Source organism: Rhizobium sp. CFBP 8752 (assembly GCF_014842035.1).
Classification (GTDB): domain Bacteria; phylum Pseudomonadota; class Alphaproteobacteria; order Rhizobiales; family Rhizobiaceae; genus Neorhizobium; species Neorhizobium soli.
In genome coordinates this window covers 1485684-1512034 of sequence record NZ_JACYUZ010000001.1, presented here as the reverse complement: position 1 = coordinate 1512034, position 26351 = coordinate 1485684, and the positions used below count along the sequence as shown (strand labels likewise).

Genomic DNA, 26351 nt, shown 5'->3' with positions numbered 1-26351 from the left:
TTCTGGCTCGCTCCATGGATCGCAGTCGCCCAACAGGTGGCGCGCCCATGATGCACATTCTGTATCGGTAGCACTGCTGTCAGCGCGCCCCGCAGTCACACAAGGTGCGTTTACCTCTTATCAGGGGTGCCCGCTTGACGCCATCGACGTAGGCAAAAAAGCATCTCCAGCGCCCTCTAAGATGCCCGCTCAAAATTGAGGACCTGCGAAAGCATAGGCAGGACCTCCTCCGACCGCGCGATAGCAGCAGAGCCTTTCGAGTTCATCGAAAGCTCAAACCGTCGGCCTCGTTCTTCTGGGCTACTGCGCAGCCGACGGCAAAGCAGGTCCGCCAACGCCGGGTCTTCAACGGCGACGATCACCTGCTGACCTGACCGACGGATCGACGACAGGACTTCAACAAGGTTCAGGGCTCGGTAATCGTCGATGTGCTGAACCGGATCATCCAGCAGCAGCGACCGAAGTTTAGACCACGGTCGCGAAAGGTGAATAGCGAGCAGAAACGCCAAGCCAGCCGCACGGCGCTGTCCGCTCGAAAAGAGGAACTGTGGGTTTCTGCCATCACCCACGGTGAAGTTGAGGGATGCGCGGATGTTGCCGCCGAAGTCGGTCTCTATCTCACGCCAGTCGGTGTGCGGCCTGAGCCGCTGATAGAGTTCTTTTAGCAGCGGCATGACTGTGTCGAACTGCTCTGTCAGGACCTGGTTGGCAACGGACTTAGCGCTCTTCTCGATTTGCTTTGCCGCTTCAAGCGCCCGGTCCGCGGCGGCAAATTTAACTTCTTCTTCTTCCATGGAAGCTCTAAGCGCGTCCACTCTAGCCTCCAGAGAGGATACTCGGTCGTGCGCTGCTGACGCCTCGAGAATGAACAACGCATGCTCCAATTCAGCAGTGTCCTCGTGCCATTTCAAGGCAGCCCGGCGTGCCCCATCGATATCCGAAGGTTCACTGTCGATCCCAAACGTTGCGTATGCGGCTTGTATGCGCTTTGACTCGTCGGCCATTTTGGCGCGCCGCTGGTTGTGGATTGTCAACATCGCCGAGCACGCTTCGATCTGAGCGGCGATGTCGGTTTTCAGCTTCAACACGGCAGCCAGCCTAGCTTGAGCGGTAGCAGCACTTTCACCGCGGGTGCTCAAGCGAGCCTTCATGGCGCTGATTGCTGCCTTGAACTCCTCGTCGTTGCGTGCCGCGTCGCAAAGCGGACAATGCCCGTCCTGGAGGCCGATTTGTTCTCCGTGTCCTAGCAGCGAGATCATATGAGAGGCGAATGAGTCGGCCGACCGCTCCACCGCCACAGCAGCTTCTGCAGCCCGGACATCGGAGTTTGCCGTTCCAAACTCATCACGCAGCGTCGCGAGCCGGAACTCGGTCCGCTCAATATCCTGCGCGGACGCTTCGGAGTTGAAATAGGCAAACTCGTCTGCGAGGCGTACGGCACTAGAAACTACGCTTTCGATCGTCTGGACAGATTGCTTTCGCATAGCAATCAAGCGGCGGACCCACTCGGCAATGTCCGAAGCCCCCCGATCGAGAGAGGGCGCTATGCGTTGTATGGACGCCTCTGCCTCTGCCACATCGAGCTGCAGCTCCGCTGCACTTCGAGCTTCCGTTAGCACGAAAAGCGAACGTCCGAGTTCGGCCTGCATTTGTGCTAATCTGTTTTCCTGGGCCAATCGCGCTGCCTGAGCCGCCTTGACCAGTTCTCCGGTGCGGGCGGAATGATCTGGACCGGAAAGTCCTCCAATGGCGGCCCGAACGGCTTCAAAGCGAGCCTGCTCGGGCAGGTCCATACTTAGACTAGCCAGCGTCTCGTCCCGGATCAGCGTAGTCTGCACGAGGGTGCGTGCCCATTCCGTGCCGACACTTCCGTTGCATAACAGGGCGCCAAGTTCGTCAAGGCTGAGGCTAAGCCCGCGATCTCTGCTTCGCGAAATCTCGAACACGTCGCCAAGATCATCAACAAAGCCAACTGTAGCGTATTGATGCGACGGGGCACCATCGCCGACCCACCAAATATGACTATCAAGCCCGCCTCCCTTGGCACCCTTTACAGCGAACTTGTCTATCGTCCCGGTCAAAACATAGTCCACTGCGTCAAGGACAGTACTTTTCCCTGCGCCATTACGACCTGTTAGAACGACGAACCCAGCGGGAAAAACGAAACGGGTCGTCTCCTTGAACCCACGAAATCCGGATAGTTCGACAAACGATATTCTCATGATCGTTCACCAAGAAGTCGAACCACTTCAGCTGCGGGTGTTTGATCATCAAGTGCCACGGCAGCAGCTTTTTCAGAGATGTCGCGAAGTCGTTTGTGAAGCCGTTCGACTGCGTCACCTTCCAGCAGCCGAGGCTGATATTGTATTGGAAGTATTGGCAGCAGGACGCGAGCCAGGTCCTCGCGGTTCGCAATGCCCGCCGCGGCGATCTTTCGCGTTCTTTCTAGGTCCTCTTCCACCCAAGTAATTTCCCGCCTTTCAATGTCAGTCGCGACGTTGTCGCACAAGAATATGCTGTAAACATTCCAGGCCTTGTCGCCTGCGGCCCTAAAGTTCGGGGCGAATCTTATGAGAATTTCGGTTTCGTAAGACTTCCAATTTCTGATCAACTCCCCGGCCGATGGGAAGGCGCAGCAGAAGCCGAGCAGCGCCTGATCTTCAAAGCAGATCATCGGGCTGTCCCGCAGTGACGAGAGACGCACATGATAGTCCGCACGACGAAGCAACACCTGAGCTGTAGAAACAAGATCGATCACAATCCAAGCTCCGCCAACGCTGAGGCTCTTGTCAGCCATCTCGCACCGCCGCCCGCTGCCGGACTGACAACGCTCGATCCTTTTCCACTCGCGATCAGTTTCGCAGGAACGCCTAGATCAACAGCACCTGCGCACAGGACAATGTCAGCCTGTGTAAGTGTCGTGGGTTCTTTATGACCTTCGCGCATTTGATCGATGCCCTGACCTTGCCCATTCACGATTCTGACCGATCTCCCTGCGACATTCAGCCATGATCCATCGGCTACTGCGCCCGAGGATAAGAGCTGTATATGGGCGAAGGCTGCTTCAGCAGCACCGGCTGGCGGTTCTTTCAAAGTGGCAGCGTGGGCATAAGACACACCTTGGGCGTCGCGGCGCAGGTCGAATATCTGGTCGCAGTTTAAAGCATCGGCGTCGGGATTGTGTATGACACCTGCCCTATCGGCTAGGGGCTTGCCCAACGCATAGAACTTGCGCGCCCACACTCGGGAATAAGCGAGTCGCAGTTCCTCTAGTACGGCAGCGCCGGACTCCTGCATGTGGGTAAAGCTGCCACTTAGGTCATTGAGTTTTTCCCAAAGATCGGGTGCCTTCCCCTGCAGTTCGGCACTGGTGTTGGGGTCGATAACGGTGACGGACAACGCGTTGGTTACGTTGAACGCTGCAGCAAGTACCTCGTTTAGATAACCCCAATCGGTCCAGAAGCCTACGACCACTAGGTGTTTGCCTGGCAAATGCAGGTTCATCCAGTTCGAGCAGCTTTGGACTCGATCCGCAACCGCAGGTTCGACGAGTTGACCCTGCGTCCACAATGTGTCGTTTCGCGCACGGCGCATGCACCCATGAAATTTCAAGAGTGGATTTGAAACGCTTTGGAAGGTCGTCGCTTCCTGCCCCGTCAGAGCGCCCTGCATCGCGACCTTATGTTTTTCGGCCCAGGTCTCGATCATTGTGTCGAAGTTGGCAGACAAAGCCCCATGAGCGGCGCGGCTTACGAGCATATCCGAAATCGCGACGTGCCCTTGGTTAAATTCGCCCGCTAGGTCGTTCCAGGGGACCAATGGAATGAAGACTGCGGCGAAGTCTCCCCGCGCGTGGAAATGCCCAGCAAGTGCATCGACGTCGTATTTCAGCGCCGCGTCCAGGTTCTCGTTAGGGAGCCACTTGTCGTAGCATATTTGGGAAACCCGCGCCGCGCTCGGCAAATAACTAGGCGAAGGTATAGACAGTCCCGCTCCGCACAAAAACACAAGAGTATTAGTCTCAATTGCGCCAAGTAGTTTAGTAGCTATCTCAACGCTAAGAGGCATCGATTTCCTGTGATAAGTGCAGCCATCAAAGCTGATTTCTCGTAGTTCGTAACAAAAAAGTCAATGCCATCACGACCTCCGCTCTTCACATCGAGGAACTAAGCAGGTCGCTCCGCTCCGTGCTTCAACGGCAGATTAAGCACCAAGGAACCAATCGCCCCGCATTGTTGTCTTCAATGGTCTGTAAGGCCGTCTTTCGCAGTAGCGAAGATGACAGGTCCGAAGACGCTAGGACTGACTGTATCGAGGCGGCAAATGAGGAGGGTTTGGCCGTCCTAGATGACGGCGAAACATACTGTTTTTAGGTGTTAGCGATCTGCTATATCGATTCCGTGAAATCAGACAATCCGCCCATAAAGCACCATTACATTCCTGCGTTTACCTTAGCCGTTGGGCTGTTTCGAGCAAGGTAACGGAGTTTGTCGAGGGCTACGGCGGCAAGGAGGTTTCTAAAGGAAAGGCGCCGGAAGCTACAGGATTTCAAGAACGGCTGTATGAAATGACGGGGCATGATCCAGCCGTCGCTCAAAGAACGGTATTTCAAGCCTGTAGACACGATGGCAGCCGATGCCCTAGAATTGCTCTATCGCCAAGGCCAAAAATGCTCAGTGGACGCCTAAGAGCCGCACGGAATGGACGCGGTTCATACTATCACTTCTTCTACGGTGCCCCGAAGACATAATGCAGCAAGATTCTGAGGATTTCTCCTTATGCGCATTGCTTTACAAACCAGTCTTTCCAAGCGCGAAACATATCTCATCGGCTCTATCGTATCGCAGTGGGGATATTTGGAAGCCGATATTTTCGAGCAGACACTTGTTGCCATGTCCGACTTAGACCCACTGCCAAAAGCCATGAGCAATACGAATTTCGGTCTAGTGCTAGACTTATGGCTAGAGCGGGTTGCCGAGCCGAAAGACGATGAAAGGCGAGCCGTCCTAAAGGCACAATACGACATGATCCAGTTGCTCACCGACTTTCGCCAAGCCGTAGTTCATTCTCGTTGGGAATGGAATGCCAACAAGCCTGACGAAGTTGTTGCTGTGCGGGCCAAAAAAAAAGAACTAATACGAGCGACTTTCACAATTAACGATCTGATTGAAATGGACGCACGTATAGGGGAAATCCGCTATTTGATCCGATACCCGAGCGAGCAAGATCGCGCTGATGAACTGGCCGACGATGGCATACGCATCAGTCGTTCGGGTTGGGAAATGCTTTTTGGTCAGCCGACGGTCACCGATGAAACAGGCGATGATCCCTGAACCGGATCACGCTCGAACAACGGGCAAGTCCGCATCCTCGTTGTGTAGCGCGGCGATCTCATGTCAGCCTTAGTCGCAAAGGGATGTTTAAAACCCTCTGACGCGAGGATAAGGGCCTCCTTGCCCCAGCGATCATTAACGGCCTCACGGGCCGCTGAAAGCCGCCTGACATGCGAGGACGTCTTAGACCTTCCCGCCCGCGATCTAATCGACCGCGCCATTCAAGCGGGCTGGTCGCTTCGGGTGTCATAGACACTACTCCTCAAAAAATTGAGGTCTCCGAAAAACCCGGCGCGGTTCGTATCAGTAGATCGGAGAGTACGCATTGACATAACCAAGCGACTGGCAGTCAGTCGTTGCGTTTTTTGAACATGTCTATCGCAAGCTCGAGCATCTTTTCACGGTGCACCGCTATTTCCTTGGATTTCTCAGCGATGATCTGGGTGTAGATCCGCTCAGCTTCAACAAGCATCACGACCGTAATCAAAAAGCTCGAAAAGCCATTTTCAGCTAAAACATCCTGGGCGGGGCGCGTAGGAGAAAATTCTTTGAAGAGCGCTAGTTTGGTCTCGTTCGGGACATCAAACACTAGGCGATGTGCGAATTTATTTCGTTGCGAATTTATCGACTTGAGCGTTCTAGCCAGTTCGTCATCGAGGATGTTCAGAGCCTGACAAAGCGAAACCTTGTCCGCAAATGTTTTGTATCCATTATCGAGATACAGGCCCGCTTTCGGCATGTGGTCTTTTAAAGAAGTTGTCAGAATATGATCGAGGTAGATGTGACAAACGACCAATTTTCCCCAGTCTTCTGAAGCGGTGAGCCTTTCGTGAAGCTCTTCGTAGTCAAAGCTTAGCCGCTCAAAGTCCAACCGAGCTAACGCCGACTCCCGTTTTGCTGTCTCCATATTGTCACGCCCTTCTCTCAATGGGTATCGTTTTGCGAAATAGCGTATATCAAATGACAGCGAACGTCTGACTGCAAAACCAAACATCCACCGACAGTGCTGCGAACATGACTCGCCGCCAATTGTTTATAGGCAGCTCAGGATTTCCACCTTTTTCTGCAAGATAAACCGAGAACTCTTCTGGACTGTTATCGGACATTGTCGTCCGCCTTGTCAAAATGGTTTCCGGCAGATCAGCACCTGCCTCGACGGAGAATTTGTCAGCAAGATCGTAGTCCGCAAAATGATGCAACACTCTCGCTTTATCACCATCGCTCCAGCCGTCAGGAGGACTAACGAAATACTCCAGCACAGGTGGCATTGTGGGAACCACTCTTGCATGAACCCATTTTTCAGCGAAAAATCTGTCGTGGTCAAAATACGGATGCAAGGTTTGCTGGCAGTGCTCGCTCGCAAAAGAGTTAAGTTTTTCAGAATTGCAATCTCGACAGCACGGAACAAGATTGCCGGGCATGACTGAATACAAGGGAAAATTCGCCTTCGGAAGATAGTGGTCGAGTGTTCTGACATGACCGATCCCACCACATAATGGACATTTCCCGTTCGCTGTGACCTTTATCGCGTCGTAGAGTCGTCGTGCGGGTTTGTCTTCAGGAACAAAGTATTGAGTATACAACTTCATTAAGTCTGATTTACGTAGACCGTTGTGGACTTGGGGATCGCCTGTGCCTGATATTCGAGGTTCGTTGAAAAGAGTTGCCGCTTGAGCAGAGGCTCGATATGCGAGTTCAATATGCACTGCACCCAATAAAGCATCGGTAAATGTCTTTCTTACTGCACCGCTACCAATTCCGGATGCCGCGGTATCTATTGCGGTACGAAACGAAACGGTCGGGGCAAAAAGTTTCTTCATCTGATTACTGCTGCTGCGACCGATGCATGATAGAGCGCAGGATTGCGCGACCTTCTAATCCCAATTGTCCGCCGAAGACCTCGACTACATCCTCGTATGTAAGTGCTCGCGCCGCTTCATCAGATAGAAGTGCATTGAACCCCGATTTGGATACCTCAAGACCGAACACGGCCTTGGTCAGAACTCCGACGTTCTCTGCGAAAGTCTCACTTTCAGGGCGGATACACGACGATGATAGTCCGGCTCGAGTAATCTTCCATACGCAAGATTTAGGTACTTCTTGCAAAACCACGGGAGAGTGTGTGGCGATAATCGCGACTGCGTTGCGACTAGACAGGAGCATGCTCAGACATCTGATCAATGCAGATAGAAGTGGAGGATGGAGATGGCTTTCTGGCTCGTCGAACAAGACGAGCGTCTTCTCGTCCACTGTGGCTACTAGCTTTGTGATTATCAAAAGCACAATGGTGTGCCCCGAACTCATTTGACGCAACTTGCCCCGCGTCTGCTGCTCAAGAGCAACATCGCGGAAATCTGCTAGTACACTCAGGTTCATCTCGGCGAAATTGTCGTCCGACTCGAGAAGCTTAATCGCCTCTAACCACCGGGCTGCGCGGGAACGTTCACTCAAGCAGATGCCCAACGCCGTGACCAATTCATCTGCAAGATCATTCTGGGACTTGAGTAGAGCGCCGCTTTCGTCCGCGAAACTTTTGAGCCCGACATAAAAATAGCAGGTTCCTTTAGAACGATCCGGTTGCTCTTCCGGTGGATTGAAAGGATCGAATGCGCTGAACGAGACCGTAACAATACCGCTGAAGTAGCCATTCCGTATCGGCTGATGTGCCCAAAGTTCGAACACCTCGAAACGTCCCGCGTTATAGTCTTTGTCCATTACGGCACGGGTCATATTATTGAGTAGAGTGGTCTTTCCAACACCGTTTCTTCCAATGATAGCATGTATGTTAGTCGGAGGAGTTGAACCAGCATTGACCTTGAAGTCTAGTTGGTAGCCCGCTAGGCGCTCCATTGCGTCTTGCGTGAAGCGAAAGCTGTAGTCGGTCAGAGGTACGCCACCCTCGAGAATACGTCGGAACTGGTCCGTGATTGTATTTATACTCAAGGTGCGCAGAAGAGACGTCCGAAATACTTTTTCATCACGAGCTATCTTTAGCGACCCATCGTTGTAAGCAACATCACGCAAGGCCGATAGGTAATCTTGTCGAAAGGCCTCGGATACGTCACTCATCAACTTCTGATAGTATTCTAGATCTGTCCCGACAGAGAAGTACGTGCTTCCCAAGTCGTTGAACGATGGTGCGAGAGTGGTATATGTATCGGTCTCTTCAGTCTGCCCCTGAAAGCCGATTTTCACGGTCCCAAGATCGTGCATACTGCCGTGCTCGTCGAAAATCCTCACATACATCAAGGTGACAAACGCGAAGTCATTCCAATGATCTACCTGTAGATATACAGTATTACTTCCCTCTGAGGGCAAACTCACTCCTCGCGGAACGGGTAAAAATCGAATCACGAATTTCATCCTCTTTTCCGGATGATATGCCGCTAGATACGAAGTTCGTAAAGACGGTTGTTGGAAACACAGTCTTCGCGCCAGGCGAGCGCACGCTCTTTCATCCGATCTAACGTCGAGAAAATAAATGAATGATGCGTTCATTCTGAATTCACTTTCGTTACCCTGCGAAGGACCGGAGGGCCTGCGTCCGACGGAAAAGACTTCAGCGTGCTACGAACCGCGGCTGGCATTATGCTCTGCGCTGGGGCGAAATCGGCTATTTCTTCATCAATCATCGCGACGGCCATGTCTCCCTCGACCGCCCCGTCGAAAAGGCGGGTGCTCCCGTAGTTGGACATAGCGCGATCTCGATCGGTGTTTCGTATATCGGCGGTCCGCAGCCTACTGCAGGACGCCCGAAAACACCTGGACCGCAGCCAAGAAGACCGCGCTAAGCACCTTCCTTCCCCGGTCTTTTTTATGCCTTGTCCTACTAGCGGCACTCTTCCTTTTCCAGTTCAACCCGCCGTGCGAGATGCTATGGAGAGCCTCTCCAGTAGTAATCCTGAAGCAGGTTGATCCGCTCGACGAGGACATTTGGGTCCTGCCGAAGGAACGCAGCCACCGCGGTCCTCTGCCCGATCGTCCCGTCGTCCCTCGGGCGCAGGATGACGACGCGATTTTGGTAACCGCAGGTCGAGTGAGCGGGACAGGAACTTTCGGCGTGACCGCTACGTTTGCTTCAACTTCCTTACCCTCGGTGAGCTTCGTTTCGAAAAATGCATTCCCCCTGTTCATGCCGCGGTCCTTTCGCGTCCGGACAGCGCTTTAGTCGCCTGAGCCACCATAACTTGGGTCGGCTGGATCGCGAATGTAGGGTGCTCACGATCTCCCCACGCGACGTCATGGATATCCACGTTTGCTATGATCGCCAGGTCGGCACGCTCTACATCCCCGCCGAAATACACCTGTCGCCACTGATGCCGCAGCCTCGCGTCGTCCGAGAGCGCCGGAATGACCGCCGCGCCCTGCGGACAACTGCAAAACGGATCGCACCAGCTAGGTCCAGAGCCGCTTCGTAGTCGGCAAGCGTTATCTGGGCGACCTTATAGACGTCCGTTGTAGAGAGGCTCTTCAGTATTGCAGGGCGATGGACGTCTTCGTGAATCACGCGCTGCCGCATTTTGTCGAGGACCGCGAGCGGCGGGACCCGGTGTTGTTTGCTGTCCGGGTCGCATGCGTACTGTCTGATAGTCTGGCGCGATTTGCCGACTTGAGAAGCGATCAGGCCCGGCATGTCGCACTTCTCACATGTTATTCGCATCTCCCCGTAGAGTTTGTGAAAAACACGAAGGACGTGTCTTATGTTTCATCGTATATCCCTCTGACGGACACCGTGTTCGTTTAAATATGGTGTGATTAGACGAAGAAATAGACAAGCAAATAGACACCAAAATAGACATTATTATTTTGTTCTTTCTTCGAGTTGCCGCAGTGTTCACTTACGATAGAGGGAGAAGATCAGTGTTGAAGACAATCGTAAACGCCTTGGCGGCAGGTATTGCAGCGGTGTTCTCGGGTATGGCTGCTGTAACGAAATGGGGATTTCAGATGGCTCGCGGCATCGTCCGCCTGCCGTTCGACTTACTCGGCGGCGGTCAGCCCATTCCTGCTCCCTACGAACCTGAGGTCAAGCAAGCGGATATCCTAGATGAATTCCTCGAGGCCCGGAAGCGCTCGGCGGCCGTTCACACGCTTGATCGCGAAGGCATCGACACCGTCATTCAATACTGCAACACGCACCGAGAAGACCGCCCCAGGTTCGTCCTCCCGAAGACCCTCGACCGCGACGTGCTTGTCGCGCTGCGCACCATGGACGACGCCGCCCTGAGGGCGCTTGCGACATCGGGGGTCTCGAAGATCCGGAAGTTCATCGACGGCCGGGAGCATGACATATACGGGGTTCCCTCGCTCGCTAAAGTGAAGCCCCAGTCACTTCCAAAGGCGCCCGCAGGCATGACCGAACACGAGCGCATCATGTGGAAAGTTAAGGCGAGGCTCGAGAAGGCGCACGAATATGAGCCCTTCGCGATCCGCAAGCGCTGATGACGAAGGCCGCCCACGAGGCGGCCTTATTTCTTGGTGTTGTCTACGACGAGCCTCGGGCGCCGGATAAGCGCCAGCATCTCAAGATGGCGCTCGGGATGCTCGTATGCGTAGTCGCCGTACTCTCGGCGGAGCAGTTGCCATTCTTTATCTGAGATGTCTGGAATTTTCATGCACGGCGGCTCATCAAGACGTCGATGACATCCTGGCTCTGACCGCAGGCTGCGCGCAGTTGAGCGATTTCTTCTTCGAGTTCCGCGACCAGTCGCACTGCCGTCAGCGCCATCTGCTCGACCTCAGCGGCGTGGTGGCGCGCAGCACTGAGAGCGTCGTAATACGCCCGTTCGCGGCGAGCCTCGCGCGCAGCCTCCAAGCCAGCGGAGATTCCCTGTGCGAGCGACATCGCGCCGCCCGCGATGAGCATCATTCCACCCAAGTTTCCCAAGGCTGCTGTGTGTGCAGGTGATCCATAAGACATGCGAGCCTCCAGTCGTTTCGGCCGACAGCTATGCCGGGCTCGCACGACTCCGGCAAGGTGCCCATCGAGATATAGCGATCGGAGGGTTAAGAGCCTCGGAAGCCCGACATGAAGAACATGATGACAAGTACTACGGGTATGCTCAAGACGAGTCCGCAGTAGAACCAGAACGCCTCAGCTCTCGGAGTCGCGTTGATGAGTGCTAGGTCCTGAGGGGTCTTCGCTTTCTCGACCTCGGAGGACATCCACCAAAAATAGATCGGGTACACAACGAGAGCTAATGAATTCATCTTGTCGGAACCGAAAATCGCCCCGATTTCCTCTTGCGTCGGCTTCCGTCGAGTCTTCATGCTTGTCCTTCCCAAAACAGACGTGTTCTAGATACGAGTGCTGCGGTCAGTCAATCTCTTGGCAGCCTGCCGAGAATGATTCGGTTGCCCGTGGTATTTCCGCACGCGCGGCAGCGAAGGCGCCTGGCGACCTCGCTGAGGATGATCGAAGACCTCCCTCGTTGTAGATCCCATCTATTAAGCCACGCCTCACGCTCGCACTGGCCGCACCGTCCTCCTATGCATTCCCAGTCCATCATGTCCCGCATATCGCGCATGACATCGTCGAGCTCGCCGAGATAAACGGGCTGACCTCGACCTCCTCGCGAAAGGTCTATCAAGCGATTGCTCCTCATAGCACTTACAGCGTCGGCCGCTCGTATTTGGGCTTCCATCCCCTCGCCATGGCCGACGACACGACCCGGGCCGCTATGTAGAGCTGATCGCGAAGGAAATCGGCGTCAGCCAGAAGTTCGCGGATTGCAACCAGCGGATCGCCGCCACAAGCATTCAGGACCGATTGCGCGAGGTCGACGTCCTGTGGCGCCGCAACCGCCTCTTCGGCGATGACATCGAGAGAAAGCTGGACTGGCATTGGCGATCTCAAGAGTTAGGAAAAGAATCCGAGTCAACGAATTTGTTCCTATTTTGTTCTCAATGCTGGAAGAGTCAAGGCCGCTTTTTCGGAAGATCTGACAAGTCCCAGAGGATTGGGAGTATAGCCTCTGTCGGTTTGGCGACGAGGTGAGGTTCGGGGCTTATCTCGAATCGTTGACCTATCTTCTCTGAGAAGAAGCTTCGAAACAACGCGACGCTGAAGCTGTGATGAACGTCAATAACGTAGCGAGCAGCTTCTTCGACCCACTTCCCGTAAGCCGCCAAAGTAGCGGCGGTATCCTCTGGCGACTTTCCACCCTCGGAGAGCTTGGCCAGGAGTATCTGCTCGCCGAGCAAATAGTTGGCGTTGCCCGCCTGCTCATGAAGATAGATGTTGTGTTCGTCGCCTATGTCACCCGTCATCACCAGGTCTGTGATCTTGCTGATGTTGTAGTGCGAAGACGCGTGGTTGCGGTACCACACGGCGAGATCGTACGCCGGACCGACCCTCATGAAGTCGCGCACATGCTCCAACACAGGATCGACCATTTCCGACATTGTCTTGTCATTGGCTCTGTCGCACCTGGTCTGGTAGTCTCCGAGCAAGTTCAGATACTCGACGATCTTCGAGCCCAGACCACGCTCGACCATCTGATATTGAGCAAAGGCGTACTCCTCAAGCGCAGGATCGCTGATCGGCCGTTCCTTTGATCGAGCGTTCATGGACATCAGAAACAGCCGCAATGAGAGACCGATCTCGTTGATCGCAAGGCATGAGGTAACGAAGAACCCCGAATGGACCTTCGGCATCTTCCGAAGCTCATCAGTTGTGAACGTTACTCTGACAAGGTGATCTTTCACGATGGCCCCTCGCCTCTACTACGTGCGCTTGATGGGCGACGGCGCCGACTGCTTCACGACGCTTCCATTACGGGTGATGGTGGTCGTCCGGACGGTCTCTACACCCTGATACTCGACGGAGAACCCGACCTGATGCAAGTGGTGATCGTTTCCGCCGAAGCACCTATGGAATGCCTCGAGGATGCCCACCTGTTCAATGGCCTGCGGTGGCGGCGCCGGGTTGTTCCGCGGAGCAGGAATGGTTCCAGGGAACAGGTAGATGCACGGCGGGGGCAACTCGTATGGACCGATAGTCGTGACCGGAGCACCACCCACGTTGACCTTGGGACACGGGCGACCGATGGTACCGCATGCCCAGTCCCAGATTATCAGACCATCGACACGCTGACTGCGTGAGATGATTTCCGCCGAAAGCCTCGTATGGATGCCTGACCACGCGTTATGTGGTGGCGATGCGCCAGGGTTTGAGCAGACCGACCAGATGATGAATTCCTGGACGTGCGGAGGACGCTCGAAAATATTGGTGTTGTTACCGTCGAGGCAGCCCTTGAGTTCGATAGCCGCCTTTTTGCCGTCGAGCAGTTCCACCACATAGTCATGACGGTTGTTCTCGCCCGCAGATGTCCATTCGTTGATGGCACCCTGATCCTGCATGTAATTGAGGACGTGCCGAACGAACTCGCGCTTCTCGGACATGGTGGCGGAATACTGGCCTCGCACTCGCTCCACAGCGCCGCGGAAGAGGCCGGAGTTATAAAACTCCTTCTCATCGAGACCATGATCGCCAAGCTTGTGGGCTTCCGTCTTCAGGACCTCGGCGTACTCTTCGATGCGCCGACGGAGTTCGGCGTTGGCAACACAGGGTATCGGAGATTCGGCGGTCATGCGGCGTGTATCTCATCGGATGATTCTTCCGATGAGAGTAGTACACCTGCGAGGGGCTCGAGCAAATGACGAGCCAGGAAGCGCACAACCGGGACGGCAACGCCGTCACCCATGAGATGGTAAGACTCGTTATAGGCCTTGGGAAGCTTATAGGTCTCCGGCATGCCCATAAGACGCGCGGTCTCTCGAGAAGAGATAAGACGGCTGCGCACGGTGTTGCCGTCGATCACAATGATGGTTTGGCGCGACGAGCCACCTGCAGGCGTGCGAAGACATCCTGCGACGTCGTCGAAACGAACTTCCGCACGCACACCACGGCCCTCTGCGTCCACACGCGTACGCTTGTAGATCCCGCCGACCATCCGACGGCCCGCACGCTTGGCGGCTTCCACCTTGGCGCGGTTAAGCGGCGACATAGAATCCAGAAGCTTCGTAGTCTCGTCCTGCGTGTGCCACTGCACCGAGACAGGATTCTCTTCAATGATATCGGCGAAAGTCGTCGTACGCATTGCGGGCATCGACAGGTTCCACCAAATCCAGTTTTTCATCGCCATCGCCGGAACACGCTCTACAGCGTTGCGCAGCCCGCGCGTGTGGAACGGTATTGTCGGCCCCGGAGCAACCAACGCCTCGTCGATCTTGATGTCCTCGCGAACTCCGACGACGAACAGACGCGGACGGGACTGCGGCACGAAGACCGCTGCATCGATAACAAGGGCGCCATAACGATAGCCGTGCTTGGTGAAAGTCTCGCAGATCGCCGCGAAGTCCTTGCCGCCGTGCGACGTCAGAGCGCCGTTGACGTTCTCAAGAGCGATCACACGCGGCGCACGGTTGTCCTTTTTGAGATCGGCGATGATGTCCCAGAACGGATAGAAGGTGCCGCTACGCTCGCCCCTGAGGCCTGCTCCGCCTCCTGCGAGGGAAAGGTCTTGACAGGGGAACGACCCCCATACCAGATCCGCGATGCCTGGGAGCTTGTCGATGGTAACCTTTCGGATGTCGCCGACTTCCAGCTCTCCGCCCAAACCCCAATTCAGCTGATAGGTCATTGACTTCTTCTTATCGAAGTCGTTGGCGAACGCGCACGTCCAGTCCTTGCCGAGCCCGGCCCGCGCCATCCCGGCACCCGCGAAAAACTCGTAAAATGTGGGATTCGACATCAGGCGCTCCGTATGCTTGTCCACAGGTTATCAACAGCCTGGGTAAAAGTGAACCAGTTTTGTTCACTGTGCGTTCTATTTCCATGGAATTTTTCAAACCATGGTATTCAAAAGTCGACCGTTCAATGTGGCTCTGCTTGCTATCCAGTAACGCTCCCTCGCATTGAGATCTTCGAGTGCGCAGTTCTCTAGGACAGTCACCGTGACTTCGATACCCGCCAGTTTGGCCGCGTGTAGCTGCCGATGAACTGCGCGAAAGGCATCGGGCCTGCTTTTGCGGTATGGCAAACCTAACGTCTGTTTCCTGACGTTGTTGTCGTATTCCCGCAGCCTCGACCGCAGGTTTCGCGACTGTCCGATGTATGTCCCGACACCAGCGAGCGTCCACTGGTAGATACCGGGCTTCGAAAGATCGATTCCCTCCGGGACGACTAGCTGGAACCAGAATTTGTTATCGGCTGACACCGAATCTCCTCAAAATTAGGCCTACGCAGAGTCCGTCCGCCGAAACGACGTTGGTCGAAGTTAAGCCTCGACGTGTAGCCTGAGACTCTTATTTTCCGGAGTTGTAGCCGGACTTGAACTCATCCACCGCATCTGACAACGGCTTGGTGGCACTGTCCCACCATTTGCCAACCTCGTTGGTGGCTTGCCCGACCTTGGCTCCAATCTCCTTGACTGAGACGCTCTTCTCATTCTCGAGACGAGCCATGTGACGCTCAAGCATTACCCTGAAACGGTACGCGCAGTTTCCCCAAGTCCTGCCGTAGTCGGCAAGGTATGGCCTCCACACCTCGATATCGTTCTTCGCGGATCGATAGGCACGGTCGTTGTCGATGATGAACGTCGAACTTTTCGTGTCCAGCTGACGGACGCGGATGATGCAAGTCAGTTCCGCTGCCTTGTCGAAGATCGGCGGCGACAGCGGTTCGGTGAGATTGTACCCGGCTTGCACGTGCAGCCCTACTCGGTTGAGAGAATAATTCTCGGAATACTTGGCATCAACCGCGCTCACAACATCCCATGACGACCATGCCAGCTCGAGGACCTTCCTGCTCTTGAGCGCGGGGGCGTCCGACGACGCTTCAACGCGTTCGATTTCGGACATGACGCTGGCTTCCTCGGCACTCTTCGCGCGAGCGTCGCTGAAGCTTTTGATGCTGCCGTATATCACAAGAACGACAAACCCGGCGATGATCAGAAGCGCGAACGCCGCCGAAGCTTTCTGCGCTTTGTCAGTGGCAGTCATCAGTATTCCCCCGGTTCACCCAGCGTACATTTGCACCATGACATACGTATCGGCAATCCAGTTTCCGTCGGCTATTTCATCGCGCGTAGATGTCCGGCACAGTCGTCATGTGGTAGCAGTAGCTGAGAGGTAGAGCGCCAAACGATCCGATCCCGACCTGCAGGCGTGAGACGGTCAGATGTGCGGCATGTCGATGGTTCGAATCCTTCTTGCCACCACGATGCGGCTGCGGTCGCGGCGGGCTTCGGCCCTAACGTTTCTCCACCTGCGGGTGGGGCAAGAGGAGGTTGAACCTCCCGCACGCAAGATCAAGTTCCCTGATCAAGGCGAGCAGGCTCTCTTCGGAGGGCCTTTTTCATTTCAGTCGTCGGGGTCTTTGTCCGCCGACGGATCATAGTTCCTCTCCATCTCGGCGCGGATGTCGTCGAAGTATTCCTCATTATGCTGGTCGATGAGCTGTTCGTATTCGAATGCGTCTTCCAGCGCGTACATCGAATAGTCGCCGTCGAACTTCGGATCGGCCGCCTTGATCAGAAGGTCCTGATACGTCCGCAACACCTTATATTTTTCGCGGAGCAGCGGATTAAGGTTATAGACCGCTTGACTGACCGACTCCGCTCCCTCGTTGCGGTGGGTGACCAATTCCACGGACTCCTTGTCGTCAAACCCTAACGCTTTCCAATCGCCGAGGTGGCTCGTGAAGGCCCGGCGGAAGTCGTGGCTACCTTTGAATGTCCGCGGCAGAGAGCCGCCTACGGCACGGGCGCGATCCGTGACGTCGGCAGTCGTCGAGTCCGACAGGTGGCCGTCGCGGTCGGGCCTGCCCTTGCCTTTTCTGAGCTGTGGAAAAAGGTAACGGTTGTCGTCCCGGGCGCGTTTGAGTTGGTCGAAGACGATCGAGGAAGCGACCTCAGGCAAAGGCAGCGCGCGGTATGATCCGGTTTTGTCCGGTCCTAGCGCCCAGACGAAAGCCCACGGCTTACCCGGTGTTCGGATGAACTGGCCCTTGAAACTTCTAAGGACCGTGGCAATCCGCTGACCGGTCAGCAGTTGGAGGACCAGCGCGGCCCGTGTGCAGTCTTTCGTGATCGGGTCATGGACGGACCACTGGAACGCAAACTTGGCGATGAGCTTCGGCGACGCGAGAGGTGCTTTGACTATGTCCTCAGGGCGAAGGTCCTTGGCCTCCATTTTCGGCGCCTTCGGCATACGCACTAGACGGGCGATGTTCAGCTTCAGCCCCGATGCGTCCTGATTCTCCGGGTTCGTCGCCCACGCGAACACGGCCTGGATCGCGGCATGGGTCAACCTGGCTTGCGGGTAGTTCGTCCGCTTGGTGGCCTTTTCCTTCAGCTTCCCGCGTTGAATGATGCTTCGGGTGACAGCCGCCAGTTCGTTCGGTGTGATCGATTTGACGGGCATGCCATGCAGCGTTTTGAAATCGTCGTGCAGCGCGCCGTTCGGATCGGTACCGAGCGCCGACAGGTTGTTGGAATACGACTTAGACGCGCCTGTGTCCTTCAGGTGTTCGAGGAACGCATCGCGCATGGCTTCCCATGTCCATTCACCAGCGCGAAGCCCTGCCTTGTTCTCGGCCTTCTCCACGTCACGCTCGCCGCCGACGAACTCGGCTACAAGGTGCTTGGGTTCGCCGCCTTCCTTTTTGATATGCTTCAGGCGCGGGATGAGCGCACGGATGCCGTCGAGTTGATCGGGCTGAAAATACCCGACGGGGGCGATAGACACTTTGAATGTAGAGGTCACGCACCAGAAATAGGCCGTCCCCGACTTCACCCTGATCGCGAGGCCGGGAGCCTCCTTGTCGCGGTACTCGATCGCCTCTCCGCGCTTGGCGGCCTTCTGGGCGCTCTGCATCGTGTTTCCGTCGATCTTGACCGCTACCAATTGACCCTCCTGACCCCGTTTGAAACGGAGGGTCAGCATAGGGTCAGGCGACGGGAAAGCCAAACCCATTGACTTTGGGTCTTGCAAGGACACCCGTTTTGGTCAACAATTGTATAACAAATAAGGAAATCAGCAGCTTACAAGACTTCGTTTCCGGATTGACGCGGCCGGAGTCTTCGATTATGTTGCGAGAAATGGTGAAACGACTAACTTTTAATCAGTAGGTCCAGGGTTCGAACCCCTGCGCTCTCACCATTTATCCAGATAATGTGGTGAAACTCGACGCTGGCGAAGATGGACTTCAGATGTTCCGTAGTCTTCGACCTGCATCAAATCATGTGAAATTCCCCCGATGATGAACAACCCCTGGTCAAAACCTGTCGTCGTCCTGATTGGCGAGCCGCCTGTCGAAACGACAGTCGAAACGACCCAGGCTGCGGCCTGGGCGATGATCGAGGACTGGCCTGTCGAAGACGGTCCGCTGATCGACCGTGCGCTGATCGTGTGCGCCGAAGTGGATGGTGGAAAACGCAAGCCGGAAGACGCCCGTGCGGCCTTCGTCGCTGCTGCCGAGGAAGCCGGCGTTCTCGTCAGCGCCTGAGACCAATAGCTTCCTATTGGTCGCTTTCCGCTCACTCGTCACGGAACGTGTGGTTGATCTGATCCATCATCGGCTTGGTCAGATAGGAGATGACCGACCGGTCGGCGACCTTGATAAACACCTCCGCGGGCATTCCTGGATAGAGCGACAGGCCCTGTAACCGCGCGATATCGCCTGCATCAGGCGCAATCCGCACGATATAGGAGGCAGCGCCGCTACGCTGATCGACAACCGAATCGGGCGAGATCGACGAAATCTTGCCTTGGACTTCAGGCGTGGTCTTCTGGTCGAACGCGCTGAAGCGGATGTCGACACTTTGTCCCACGCTCAACTGGTCGATGCTGCGCAAAGCGACCTTCGCCTCGACCGTCAGGCTGCGCGTCTCCGGCGACAGAAGCATCAGCGCCTCGCCCGGATTGGCAACGCCGCCCACCGTGTGCAGCGCCAGCTGATAAATGTAACCGTCAAGCGGTGCGCGAACGTCGAGACGGTCGAGCTGGTCCTGTATGGCGATACGGCGTTCTTCTGATTCGGCGATCTTTGCCTCGACATCGGTCAGGTCACGCGCGTTTTCCGTCTGTCTGTCTTCGTCGAGCTGCAGGATCTGCAGGTTGATCTCGTTGATGCGGCCATGCGCCTGCGCCCGCGTCGCGATCATCCGTCCGCGATTGCCGTCAAGCTCGGCGCGCTGGCGCTTCAGCGTGTTGACACGCTGCATCGTCACGAGCTGCTTTTCGTAGAGCGAGCTGATAGCCGTGTGTTCCTCATCGATCAGCACGATCGAATCGTCGATCGACTTGATCTGCAGTGTGGCGCCCTCAATTTCTTCGGCCAGCTGGCTCTTCCGCTCGGCGAGCTGCTTCTTCATACCCTCGAGCGAGGCGCGACGGCTGAGGAAGAACTGCTGTTCGCCTTCGATCAGGATGCGGTTCGTCTGGGAATTGATACCTGCGGCCTCGGCTTCCTTGACCGTGAAGTTCTCCTCACCGCGGCGTTCCGCCTGCAACCGCGCGCGCCGCGCGTAAAGCTGTGCCAGCGTGCTGTTGGTAATGCCGAGATTGGATTTGAGCGACGTACCATCCAGCCGCAGCAGGACGTCCCCCGCTTTGACATGCGCGCCTTCCTTGACGAGCAGCTCGGAGACAATACCGCCGGTCAGGTGCTGCACCTTCTTGGCATTGTCCTCGATCACGACACTGCCTTCGGCGACCACCGCATTCGACAATGTCGTGCTGAGCGCCCAGCCGCCGATGCCGCCGACAAGCAACACGCTCAACGTCGATACGAGCAGGATATGGCGCTTCAGCGATCGCTCGGCTGTTGTCATGTTGAGACCTATTGCCTTCCCTGTTCCGGGCTTTCCCCGACGACCTTGAGCGGCGAACTTCTCTCGTTCGGCTGGTTCTCGCGCCGAAGCACCTTCGAGAGCACCTCGTCCTTGGGACCAAAGGCCGCAAGACCACCGTCCTTCATCATCAGCACGAAATCCACGGCCGCGAGCGCACTCGGGCGGTGCGCGACCACAATCACGATGCCCCCGCGTTTGCGGATGCCGATGATCGCGTCCGTCAGCGCGACCTCGCCTTCCGAATCGAGATTGGAATTGGGCTCGTCCAGAACAACCAGAAGCGGCTTGCCGAACAACGCACGCGCAAGCCCGATGCGTTGGCGTTGGCCGGCCGAAAGCATGGAACCACTCAAGCCAATATCGGTATCATAGCCGTTCGGCAGGCGCAGGATGAGGTCGTGGACGCCCGCAGCCTTTGCCGCCTCAATGACATCGGCCGCATCAGGGTTTTCACGAAACCGCGAAATGTTGTCCGAAACGCTGCCCGCAAAAAGTTCGATCTCCTGCGGAAGATATCCGAGATGGCGACCACGGTCCTCGTCGCTCCACTGGTCGAGCGCTGCGCCATCCAGCCTGACACTGCCGCGATAGATTGGCCAGACGGCCGTCAGAGCCCGCACGAGCGATGATTTGCCGGATGCACTCGGTCCGATCACGCCGAGAGCGCTGCCGGCCTGAAGCGTAAACGATACATTGGAAATCACCAGTTTCTGCAGCCCAGCCGGGCCGCTCGAAAGGCTCTCCACCGCCAGACTTTGCTTCGGTGCGGGCAGCGACAGAGGCATATCGGCCTCCGGCAGCGCGTTCAGCATATGCCGCAACCGTTTCCAGGCCTGCTGGGCCGAAACGAAGCCGCGCCAGTTTGCAATCGCCTGCTCGACCGGGGCAAGCGCGCGGGAGGTAAGGATGGACGACGCGATGATGATGCCGCCGGATGCCTGGTTTTCGATGACGAGCACCGCGCCGACGGCAAGGACTGCCGATTGCAGCGCTATGCGAAAAATCTTGGTAACGGACAGGTATCCGTTCGAGGTATCGGAATTGGTCTGATAGCTGCTGCGATAGTTGGCGTTTGTCGCAGTCCATTGCCGTGAGAAGTCGTTTGCCATGCCCATGGCCTCAATGACTTCGGCATTGCGTTGTGCCGCCGAAAGAAAGGCGCTGCGCTGGCCGGTCAGTTCGTGCACTTTCTTGGCGGAAACCTGCGTGCTGCGGTTGGTGAGGTAGGTGAGCACCATCAGGATGAGCGCCCCACCGACTGCCATATAGCCGATGACCGGATGAAACAGAAAACAGATGGCGACATAGAACGGCAGCCACGGCAGGTCGAAAAAGGCCGGCGGCCCCGCGCTCGAGACAAACGAACGGACCTGGTCGAAATCCTTCATGATCGAAAGACCGTCGATCGACGCCTTCGTCTTGACCGGCGCCTTGAGCATCATCTTGAAAACCCGCGACCCCATCGTATCATCGATGATGCCGGCAATCCTTGTCAGCATGCGGCTGCGGGTAAGCTCGAATGCGCCTTGAAATAGATACAGCATCAATGCCAGCAAGCTGAGCGCGATCAGCGACGGGATGCTGCGGCTTGGGATGACGCGATCATAGACCTGCAGCATGAAGAATGAGCTGGTGAGATAGAGCACGTTGACCAGTCCGCTCGCGACCGCGACCGCAACGAGACCGGTTCTGCTCCGCGCAATGGCTTCGCTCATCGGATCTTTGGAGGCTTGCCGTGGGGATCCCGAAGCGGTTTCGGCCATAATGCGCAATCCTGATGCAGGGATCACACCTATTACCCGTAACGGGTTTAAAGTTCAATAAAGCCGCGCGGCAGACAGATCTATCCGGCACAAGTGCCCCGCTCTCGTCCAAGGACGTGCCGGGGCAAACCATTTGTCAATCAACAATTCGCAAAGTTCTTAAATCGGCGGCTATCACGAATTGGTTTACGGAACCTTACTTCAGGACCGCCGTTCTGACGGCAAAGGAGTCTCAGCATGAGAATAGTCTTCGTCGCTCTTATCGGTTCAGTCCTCAGTATTTTGGTGTTCAAGTATTCTGATCACTCGCTTGGCGATACGGAAATACTCGCGTCTCCGACCCAGCTGTCGGCTGCCAACTAGGATCATCCCAAGGAGGACAAGGACCGGCTTACTTCATCGCGATCTCAAGCGATCGCATCACGAGAGGAAGTGCAAGCATGACCATTCGTAATATTTTGCTGGTGTGTTGTTCAGCTGCTGTTGGTGCCGTCTTTGTAATTCTTGTTGGCATTCCAAGCACGCCTGTTGCGCACGAGAAATCCGCTCGCTTGAGTGGCGCCGCGACTGAAACGGCTTTTCTTCCCGAGCGCTTCGGGGTCCCCCATCCAACCCGTTAAAATTTTTGATGCGTAAACAAAAAAGGCCGGCGTCAGAAACGCCGGCCTTTTTGCATGCTGAATTGCTTCAGTGGATCGGCTTGCCGCCGTCTTCTTCTTCGAACGTCACTGCGACGTCACCATCTGCAGAGAGACGAACCTTGTCGCCTTCTACATCGGCAACGAGTTCAAGCGAAATGAAATGGTGATGGCCTTTATGGCTCCCCTCACCGCTATCCTTCTTGGTCAGCTTGATACGGTTTCCTTCAACGCGGTCAACCGTTCCGATGTGGACGCCGTCCGCACCGATCACTTCCGCATGTTCCTTGATAAGGGCGACATCGATCATCTGAGTTCTCCTTTGTGTGTTCAGCCATAACGCACAACCGCGAAGTTCGATGCAGTGCCTCCGATACATTACCGACATTTAAGTTGGCCACCGGCTGCTTTCATGCGAATGCCTCGTTCCAGAGTTGCAAAGCCGCGGTTTCGACGCGATCCCTCGCTAGACCGGAACGGCTCGCGCTATTTCCACCGCATCGAGGATAGCCATTGAACGTCCAGTCCACTCCCCCAGCCAGCCGTAAACAGGATGCGCCTGATCTCGCCGCAATCCTTGCGTCTTCGGGCAAGCGGAAAAAGCGTGGACGTTGGTTTGTCTGGCCTCTCCTCATCCTCATCGCCGCCGCAGCCCTGCTGGCTTACTCCTATTTCGGCAGCAGCTCCCCGCGATACGATTACACAACGCAGGCAGCAAAGCGCGGCGATCTCGCAGTGGTTGTCACGGCCACCGGCTCCGTCCAGCCGACCGATCAGGTGGACATATCGAGCGAGCTTTCCGGCACGGTCAGGAAAGTCAACGTGACCTATAACAGCGCGGTCAAGGCCGGCGATGTTCTGCTCGAACTCGACACAAGCAAGCAGGAAGCGGACGTGCAGAGCGCGCGCGCTCAACTTGCATCGGCGAAGGCCAATGTCCTGAAGGCCGAGGCAGAAGCGGCTTCCGCGAAGATTTCATTCGACCGCCTGACGGCACTCGTCGCCAATCGCATTTCCAGCCAGCAGGATCTGGATGCGGCGCGCTATGCCTACGAATCGGCGGTTGCGACGAAGGACATCAATCAGGCCGCGATCCTGTCTGCCGAAGCAAGCCTGAGGCTCGCCGAGGTCAATCTCGGGAAACTGACGATCGTGTCCCCGATCGACGGGATCGTGCTGACCCGCGAAGTCGATCCGGGCGCAACGGTCGCCTCTTCGCTCAATGCACCGGTCCTCTTCACAATCGCCGGCGACCTCAAGCGCATGGAACTCCAGGTCTCCGTCGACGAGGCGGATGTCGGTCAGGTCAAGGATGGGCAGCCGGCGCGCTTCTCTGTCGACGCCTATCCAGAGCGGAGCTTTCCGGCCACAATCGAGACCGTCCGGTTCGCGTCCGAGACAGTGTCCAACGTCGTCACCTACAAGGCGATCCTGACCGTAGACAATGCCGATCTGCTGCTGCGGCCGGGCATGACCGCCACGTCAGACATCACGGTCCAGTCGGTCAAGGATGCGCTGCTTGTCCCGAACGCTGCGCTTCGCTACTCGCCGGCCGCCACCGCACGGCAGCGCGGCAACGTCCTCTCCCGGCTGTTCTCGCCGCCGCGCCCCTCGCGCAATCGCAATCGTGGCGAACAGGCAGCAAACAACACGCGCACTGTCTGGGTACTTCGAAACGGTGAAGCCCAGCGCGTGCCGGTCGAAACCGGGCCGACCGATGGCCAGTTCACGGTGCTGAAATCAGGCGAAATCCGCGACGGCGATGAACTGGTGACGGATGCCGTCGCAAGGGCGCAGTGATGGACCTCGCCGTCACGCCTGCCCCCCTCATCGCATTCGACAAGGTCTCGAAGTTCTACGGGCGCGGCGAAGCGACGATCCGGGCGCTGGACCAGATCGACCTTGCCATATCCGCCGGGGAATTCGTGTCGATCATGGGACCCTCCGGTTCCGGCAAATCGACTGCTATGAACATCATCGGGGGGCTAGATATCCCCTCATCCGGCGAGTTTCTGTTTCAGGGCGTTCCGACATCAGATTTCAGCCGCGAGCAGCGCACACTTCTAAGACGTCACATGCTGGGCTTCGTGTTCCAGGGGTTCAATCTTCTCGCCCGCACATCGGCCGTTGAGAATGTGGAACTGCCGCTCGTCTATCGTGGCATGGCCCATAAGGAGCGACGTGAGCGCGCAACCGCAGCACTGGCGCAGGTCGGCCTCGCCGGACGCGAAGGCCATACCACCCAGGAACTGTCAGGTGGTCAGCAGCAGCGCGTCGCGATCGCCAGAGCCATTGTCACCGATCCGGCCGTGCTTCTCGCCGACGAGCCGACCGGCAATCTCGACACCAAGACCAGCACCGAGATCATGGATCTGATCACCCGGCTCAACCGCGACAACGGCATTACCGTCATCATGGTCACCCATGAGGAAGACATCGCAGCCTACGGGTCGCGTCTCTTGCGCTTTACCGATGGTCACCTCGTCTCCGACGAACCCAATCTCGAAAGGGCAAGCCATGCTGCTGGAAGCCGCTAAGCTCGCCTGGCGGGCAATCAGCCGCAATCTGCTGCGCTCCTTCCTCACGGTCCTCGGCGTCGTGATCGGCGTCGCCGCCGTCATCGCCATGGTGACGATCGGCAACGGTACGACTGCGAAGGTCCGCGACGAACTCTCGCGTCTCGGCACCAACACGCTGTTCATCCGCCCCGGTCAGTGGGGACCGGGACGCGCGAGCACGGAAGCCAAGCGCTTCTCCGACAAGGATGTGCTGGCGATCAAGGAACAGATCTCCGGCCTTCGGGGCGTCGCACCGATCAATCGCGGGACAGCCACGGTCATCGCCGGCGGCGCCAACCATTCGTCGAGCGCGGTCGGCACCACCAACGACTATTTCATCGTGCAGGATTGGGATATGGCGCTCGGTCGCAATTTCAATCCGAACGAGGATCGCGGCAGCCATGCCGCCTGCATCATCGGCGAGACCGTCCGCAAGCAGCTGTTCGGCGCTGCCAACCCGGTTGGACAGTTGATCCGGGTCAGCAACATCGCTTGTCCCGTCGTCGGCGTTCTCGCCGTCAAGGGTCAGTCCGGCATGGGCGACGACCAGGACGATACCGTCATCATGCCGCTGCAACTGCACCAGCGGCGGATCGGGGGAACGACGACGATCTCCAGCATCGTTATCTCTGCCCAGGACGGCGTCTCGACCGCCAAGGTCCAGTCGGACGTCGAAGGCCTCTTGCGCGAGCGGCGGCGCATCGCGATCGGACGCGATGACGACTTCTCCGTCAACGACATGTCGCAAATCGCGGCGGCGATGACGGGAACGACGGTTCTCCTGACAGGCCTTCTCGGCGCCGTTGCTGCCGTCAGCCTCTTGGTCGGCGGTATCGGCATCATGAATATCATGCTGGTCTCGGTCACCGAGCGCACCCGCGAGATCGGCATCCGGCTGGCGATCGGCGCGCTCGAAAGCCAGGTTCTCCGGCAGTTCCTAGTGGAGGCCGTGATGCTGTCGGTCTTCGGCGGCGTGACGGGCATCATAACAGGCCTTGCACTCGCCTACGGCGTCGTCAGCTTTCTTCAGGTGCCGTTCGTTGCCAGCCCGACGATCATCCTTATGGCCTTCGCCTTTTCGGCCGCGATCGGCATGATCTTCGGCTACTTCCCGGCCCGACGGGCAGCCCAGCTCAACCCCATCGAGGCGCTACGCCACGAATAATCCACGCAATAAAAAAGGGCCTCGCGGCCCTTCTTC

Annotated in this window: 26 protein-coding genes; 9 read left to right on the top strand and 17 right to left on the bottom strand. The window is 56.7% G+C overall.

Annotated elements, in window-relative coordinates; all coding sequences use genetic code 11:
• Nucleotides 1-176: 176 nt before the first annotated feature.
• The 3 genes from IFT59_RS07165 to IFT59_RS07155 are packed head-to-tail and all read right to left on the bottom strand — an operon-like array spanning nucleotide 177 to nucleotide 4068.
• Nucleotides 177-2222 carry an ATP-binding protein gene (locus tag IFT59_RS07165; protein ID WP_192086469.1) on the bottom strand — a complete coding sequence of 682 codons (2046 nt, stop codon included), beginning with the start codon at nucleotides 2220-2222 and terminating at the stop codon, nucleotides 177-179.
• Nucleotides 2219-2797: a hypothetical protein gene (locus IFT59_RS07160; protein WP_192086468.1), complete on the bottom strand. Its 579-nt coding sequence runs from the start codon at nucleotides 2795-2797 to the stop codon at nucleotides 2219-2221. The genes IFT59_RS07165 and IFT59_RS07160 overlap by 4 nt, the downstream gene beginning before the upstream one ends.
• Entirely contained in the window at nucleotides 2755-4068 is a 1314-nt protein-coding gene (locus tag IFT59_RS07155; RefSeq protein WP_192086467.1) for an SIR2 family protein, read from the bottom strand. Before IFT59_RS07155 ends, IFT59_RS07160 begins: the two co-directional genes overlap by 43 nt.
• Before the next feature lie 710 nt (nucleotides 4069-4778).
• Here IFT59_RS07155 and IFT59_RS07150 point away from each other — a divergent pair.
• Complete coding sequence (locus tag IFT59_RS07150; RefSeq protein WP_192086466.1) at nucleotides 4779-5333, top strand: hypothetical protein; 555 nt, start codon at nucleotides 4779-4781, stop codon at nucleotides 5331-5333.
• Here the strand turns inward: IFT59_RS07150 and IFT59_RS07145 are convergent.
• The 4 genes from IFT59_RS07145 to IFT59_RS07130 form a co-directional block, all read right to left on the bottom strand.
• A complete protein-coding gene (locus IFT59_RS07145) occupies nucleotides 5294-5554 on the bottom strand; it encodes a DUF4113 domain-containing protein (protein ID WP_192086465.1) in 261 nt (86 codons plus the stop codon). The genes IFT59_RS07150 and IFT59_RS07145 overlap by 40 nt on opposite strands.
• 128 nt (nucleotides 5555-5682) lie before the next feature.
• Nucleotides 5683-6240, bottom strand: coding sequence for a hypothetical protein (locus IFT59_RS07140; RefSeq protein ID WP_192086464.1), 558 nt, complete (start codon nucleotides 6238-6240; stop codon nucleotides 5683-5685).
• A gap of 49 nt (nucleotides 6241-6289) precedes the next feature.
• On the bottom strand, nucleotides 6290-7153 hold the full coding sequence (locus tag IFT59_RS07135) for an HNH endonuclease (protein WP_192086463.1): 864 nt from the start codon (nucleotides 7151-7153) through the stop codon (nucleotides 6290-6292).
• A 4-nt stretch (nucleotides 7154-7157) separates the two neighbouring features.
• Entirely contained in the window at nucleotides 7158-8696 is a 1539-nt protein-coding gene (locus IFT59_RS07130) for an AAA family ATPase (protein ID WP_197978032.1), read from the bottom strand.
• A 1497-nt stretch (nucleotides 8697-10193) separates the two neighbouring features.
• Between IFT59_RS07130 and IFT59_RS07125 the strand changes: the two genes are divergently transcribed.
• On the top strand, nucleotides 10194-10775 hold the full coding sequence (locus IFT59_RS07125; RefSeq protein WP_192086462.1) for a hypothetical protein: 582 nt from the start codon (nucleotides 10194-10196) through the stop codon (nucleotides 10773-10775).
• Nucleotides 10775-10930: a hypothetical protein gene (locus IFT59_RS07120; protein ID WP_192086461.1), complete on the top strand. Its 156-nt coding sequence runs from the start codon at nucleotides 10775-10777 to the stop codon at nucleotides 10928-10930. The genes IFT59_RS07125 and IFT59_RS07120 overlap by 1 nt, the downstream gene beginning before the upstream one ends.
• 14 nt (nucleotides 10931-10944) lie before the next feature.
• Here the strand turns inward: IFT59_RS07120 and IFT59_RS07115 are convergent, their stop codons facing one another.
• The 7 genes from IFT59_RS07115 to IFT59_RS07080 form a co-directional block, all read right to left on the bottom strand.
• Nucleotides 10945-11202 carry a hypothetical protein gene (locus IFT59_RS07115; protein ID WP_249407511.1) on the bottom strand — a complete coding sequence of 86 codons (258 nt, stop codon included), beginning with the start codon at nucleotides 11200-11202 and terminating at the stop codon, nucleotides 10945-10947.
• Between the two features lie 741 nt (nucleotides 11203-11943).
• Nucleotides 11944-12177 (bottom strand): hypothetical protein, encoded by a 234-nt coding sequence (locus IFT59_RS07110; protein ID WP_192086459.1) that lies wholly within the window; start codon nucleotides 12175-12177, stop codon nucleotides 11944-11946.
• 74 nt (nucleotides 12178-12251) lie between these two features.
• Nucleotides 12252-13040, bottom strand: coding sequence for a hypothetical protein (locus tag IFT59_RS07105; protein WP_192086458.1), 789 nt, complete (start codon nucleotides 13038-13040; stop codon nucleotides 12252-12254).
• A gap of 18 nt (nucleotides 13041-13058) precedes the next feature.
• Nucleotides 13059-13925: a hypothetical protein gene (locus IFT59_RS07100; protein ID WP_192086457.1), complete on the bottom strand. Its 867-nt coding sequence runs from the start codon at nucleotides 13923-13925 to the stop codon at nucleotides 13059-13061.
• Nucleotides 13922-15088 (bottom strand): DNA cytosine methyltransferase, encoded by a 1167-nt coding sequence (locus tag IFT59_RS07095; protein WP_192086456.1) that lies wholly within the window; start codon nucleotides 15086-15088, stop codon nucleotides 13922-13924. The genes IFT59_RS07100 and IFT59_RS07095 overlap by 4 nt, the downstream gene beginning before the upstream one ends.
• A 553-nt stretch (nucleotides 15089-15641) precedes the next feature.
• Complete coding sequence (locus tag IFT59_RS07085; RefSeq protein ID WP_192086454.1) at nucleotides 15642-16337, bottom strand: hypothetical protein; 696 nt, start codon at nucleotides 16335-16337, stop codon at nucleotides 15642-15644.
• 360 nt (nucleotides 16338-16697) lie between these two features.
• Nucleotides 16698-18242, bottom strand: coding sequence for a hypothetical protein (locus IFT59_RS07080; protein ID WP_192086453.1), 1545 nt, complete (start codon nucleotides 18240-18242; stop codon nucleotides 16698-16700).
• Between the two features lie 355 nt (nucleotides 18243-18597).
• On the opposite strand from IFT59_RS07080, the gene IFT59_RS07075 reads away from it, so the two are divergent.
• Nucleotides 18598-18843 (top strand): DUF982 domain-containing protein, encoded by a 246-nt coding sequence (locus IFT59_RS07075; RefSeq protein WP_062458038.1) that lies wholly within the window; start codon nucleotides 18598-18600, stop codon nucleotides 18841-18843.
• Between the two features lie 31 nt (nucleotides 18844-18874).
• On the opposite strand, the gene IFT59_RS07070 is transcribed toward IFT59_RS07075, so the two are convergent.
• Together IFT59_RS07070 and IFT59_RS07065 are read right to left on the bottom strand one after the other, a co-directional pair.
• Complete coding sequence (locus IFT59_RS07070) at nucleotides 18875-20170, bottom strand: HlyD family type I secretion periplasmic adaptor subunit (RefSeq protein WP_062580782.1); 1296 nt, start codon at nucleotides 20168-20170, stop codon at nucleotides 18875-18877.
• Between the two features lie 8 nt (nucleotides 20171-20178).
• Nucleotides 20179-21954 (bottom strand): type I secretion system permease/ATPase, encoded by a 1776-nt coding sequence (locus IFT59_RS07065; protein ID WP_192086452.1) that lies wholly within the window; start codon nucleotides 21952-21954, stop codon nucleotides 20179-20181.
• 237 nt (nucleotides 21955-22191) lie between these two features.
• On the opposite strand from IFT59_RS07065, the gene IFT59_RS23270 reads away from it, so the two are divergent.
• A complete protein-coding gene (locus IFT59_RS23270) occupies nucleotides 22192-22317 on the top strand; it encodes a hypothetical protein (RefSeq protein WP_256413796.1) in 126 nt (41 codons plus the stop codon).
• A gap of 77 nt (nucleotides 22318-22394) precedes the next feature.
• Nucleotides 22395-22574 carry a hypothetical protein gene (locus IFT59_RS07060; protein WP_156461849.1) on the top strand — a complete coding sequence of 60 codons (180 nt, stop codon included), beginning with the start codon at nucleotides 22395-22397 and terminating at the stop codon, nucleotides 22572-22574.
• 67 nt (nucleotides 22575-22641) lie between these two features.
• Here IFT59_RS07060 and IFT59_RS07055 read toward each other — a convergent pair whose 3' ends face one another.
• Nucleotides 22642-22902, bottom strand: coding sequence for a DUF2171 domain-containing protein (locus IFT59_RS07055; RefSeq protein ID WP_062456750.1), 261 nt, complete (start codon nucleotides 22900-22902; stop codon nucleotides 22642-22644).
• A gap of 203 nt (nucleotides 22903-23105) precedes the next feature.
• Here IFT59_RS07055 and IFT59_RS07050 point away from each other — a divergent pair, with 203 nt between their 5' ends.
• From IFT59_RS07050 to IFT59_RS07040, 3 genes are read left to right on the top strand one after another with little or no spacing between them, the layout of a single operon-like run.
• A complete protein-coding gene (locus IFT59_RS07050; protein ID WP_192086451.1) occupies nucleotides 23106-24392 on the top strand; it encodes an efflux RND transporter periplasmic adaptor subunit in 1287 nt (428 codons plus the stop codon).
• The gene (locus IFT59_RS07045) at nucleotides 24392-25129 is read left to right on the top strand and encodes an ABC transporter ATP-binding protein (protein ID WP_192086450.1); all 738 of its coding nucleotides are present in this window, start codon (nucleotides 24392-24394) and stop codon (nucleotides 25127-25129) included. Before IFT59_RS07050 ends, IFT59_RS07045 begins: the two co-directional genes overlap by 1 nt.
• Nucleotides 25110-26315 (top strand): ABC transporter permease, encoded by a 1206-nt coding sequence (locus IFT59_RS07040; protein WP_192086449.1) that lies wholly within the window; start codon nucleotides 25110-25112, stop codon nucleotides 26313-26315. Before IFT59_RS07045 ends, IFT59_RS07040 begins: the two co-directional genes overlap by 20 nt.
• The last annotated feature ends 36 nt before the right edge of the window (nucleotides 26316-26351 follow it).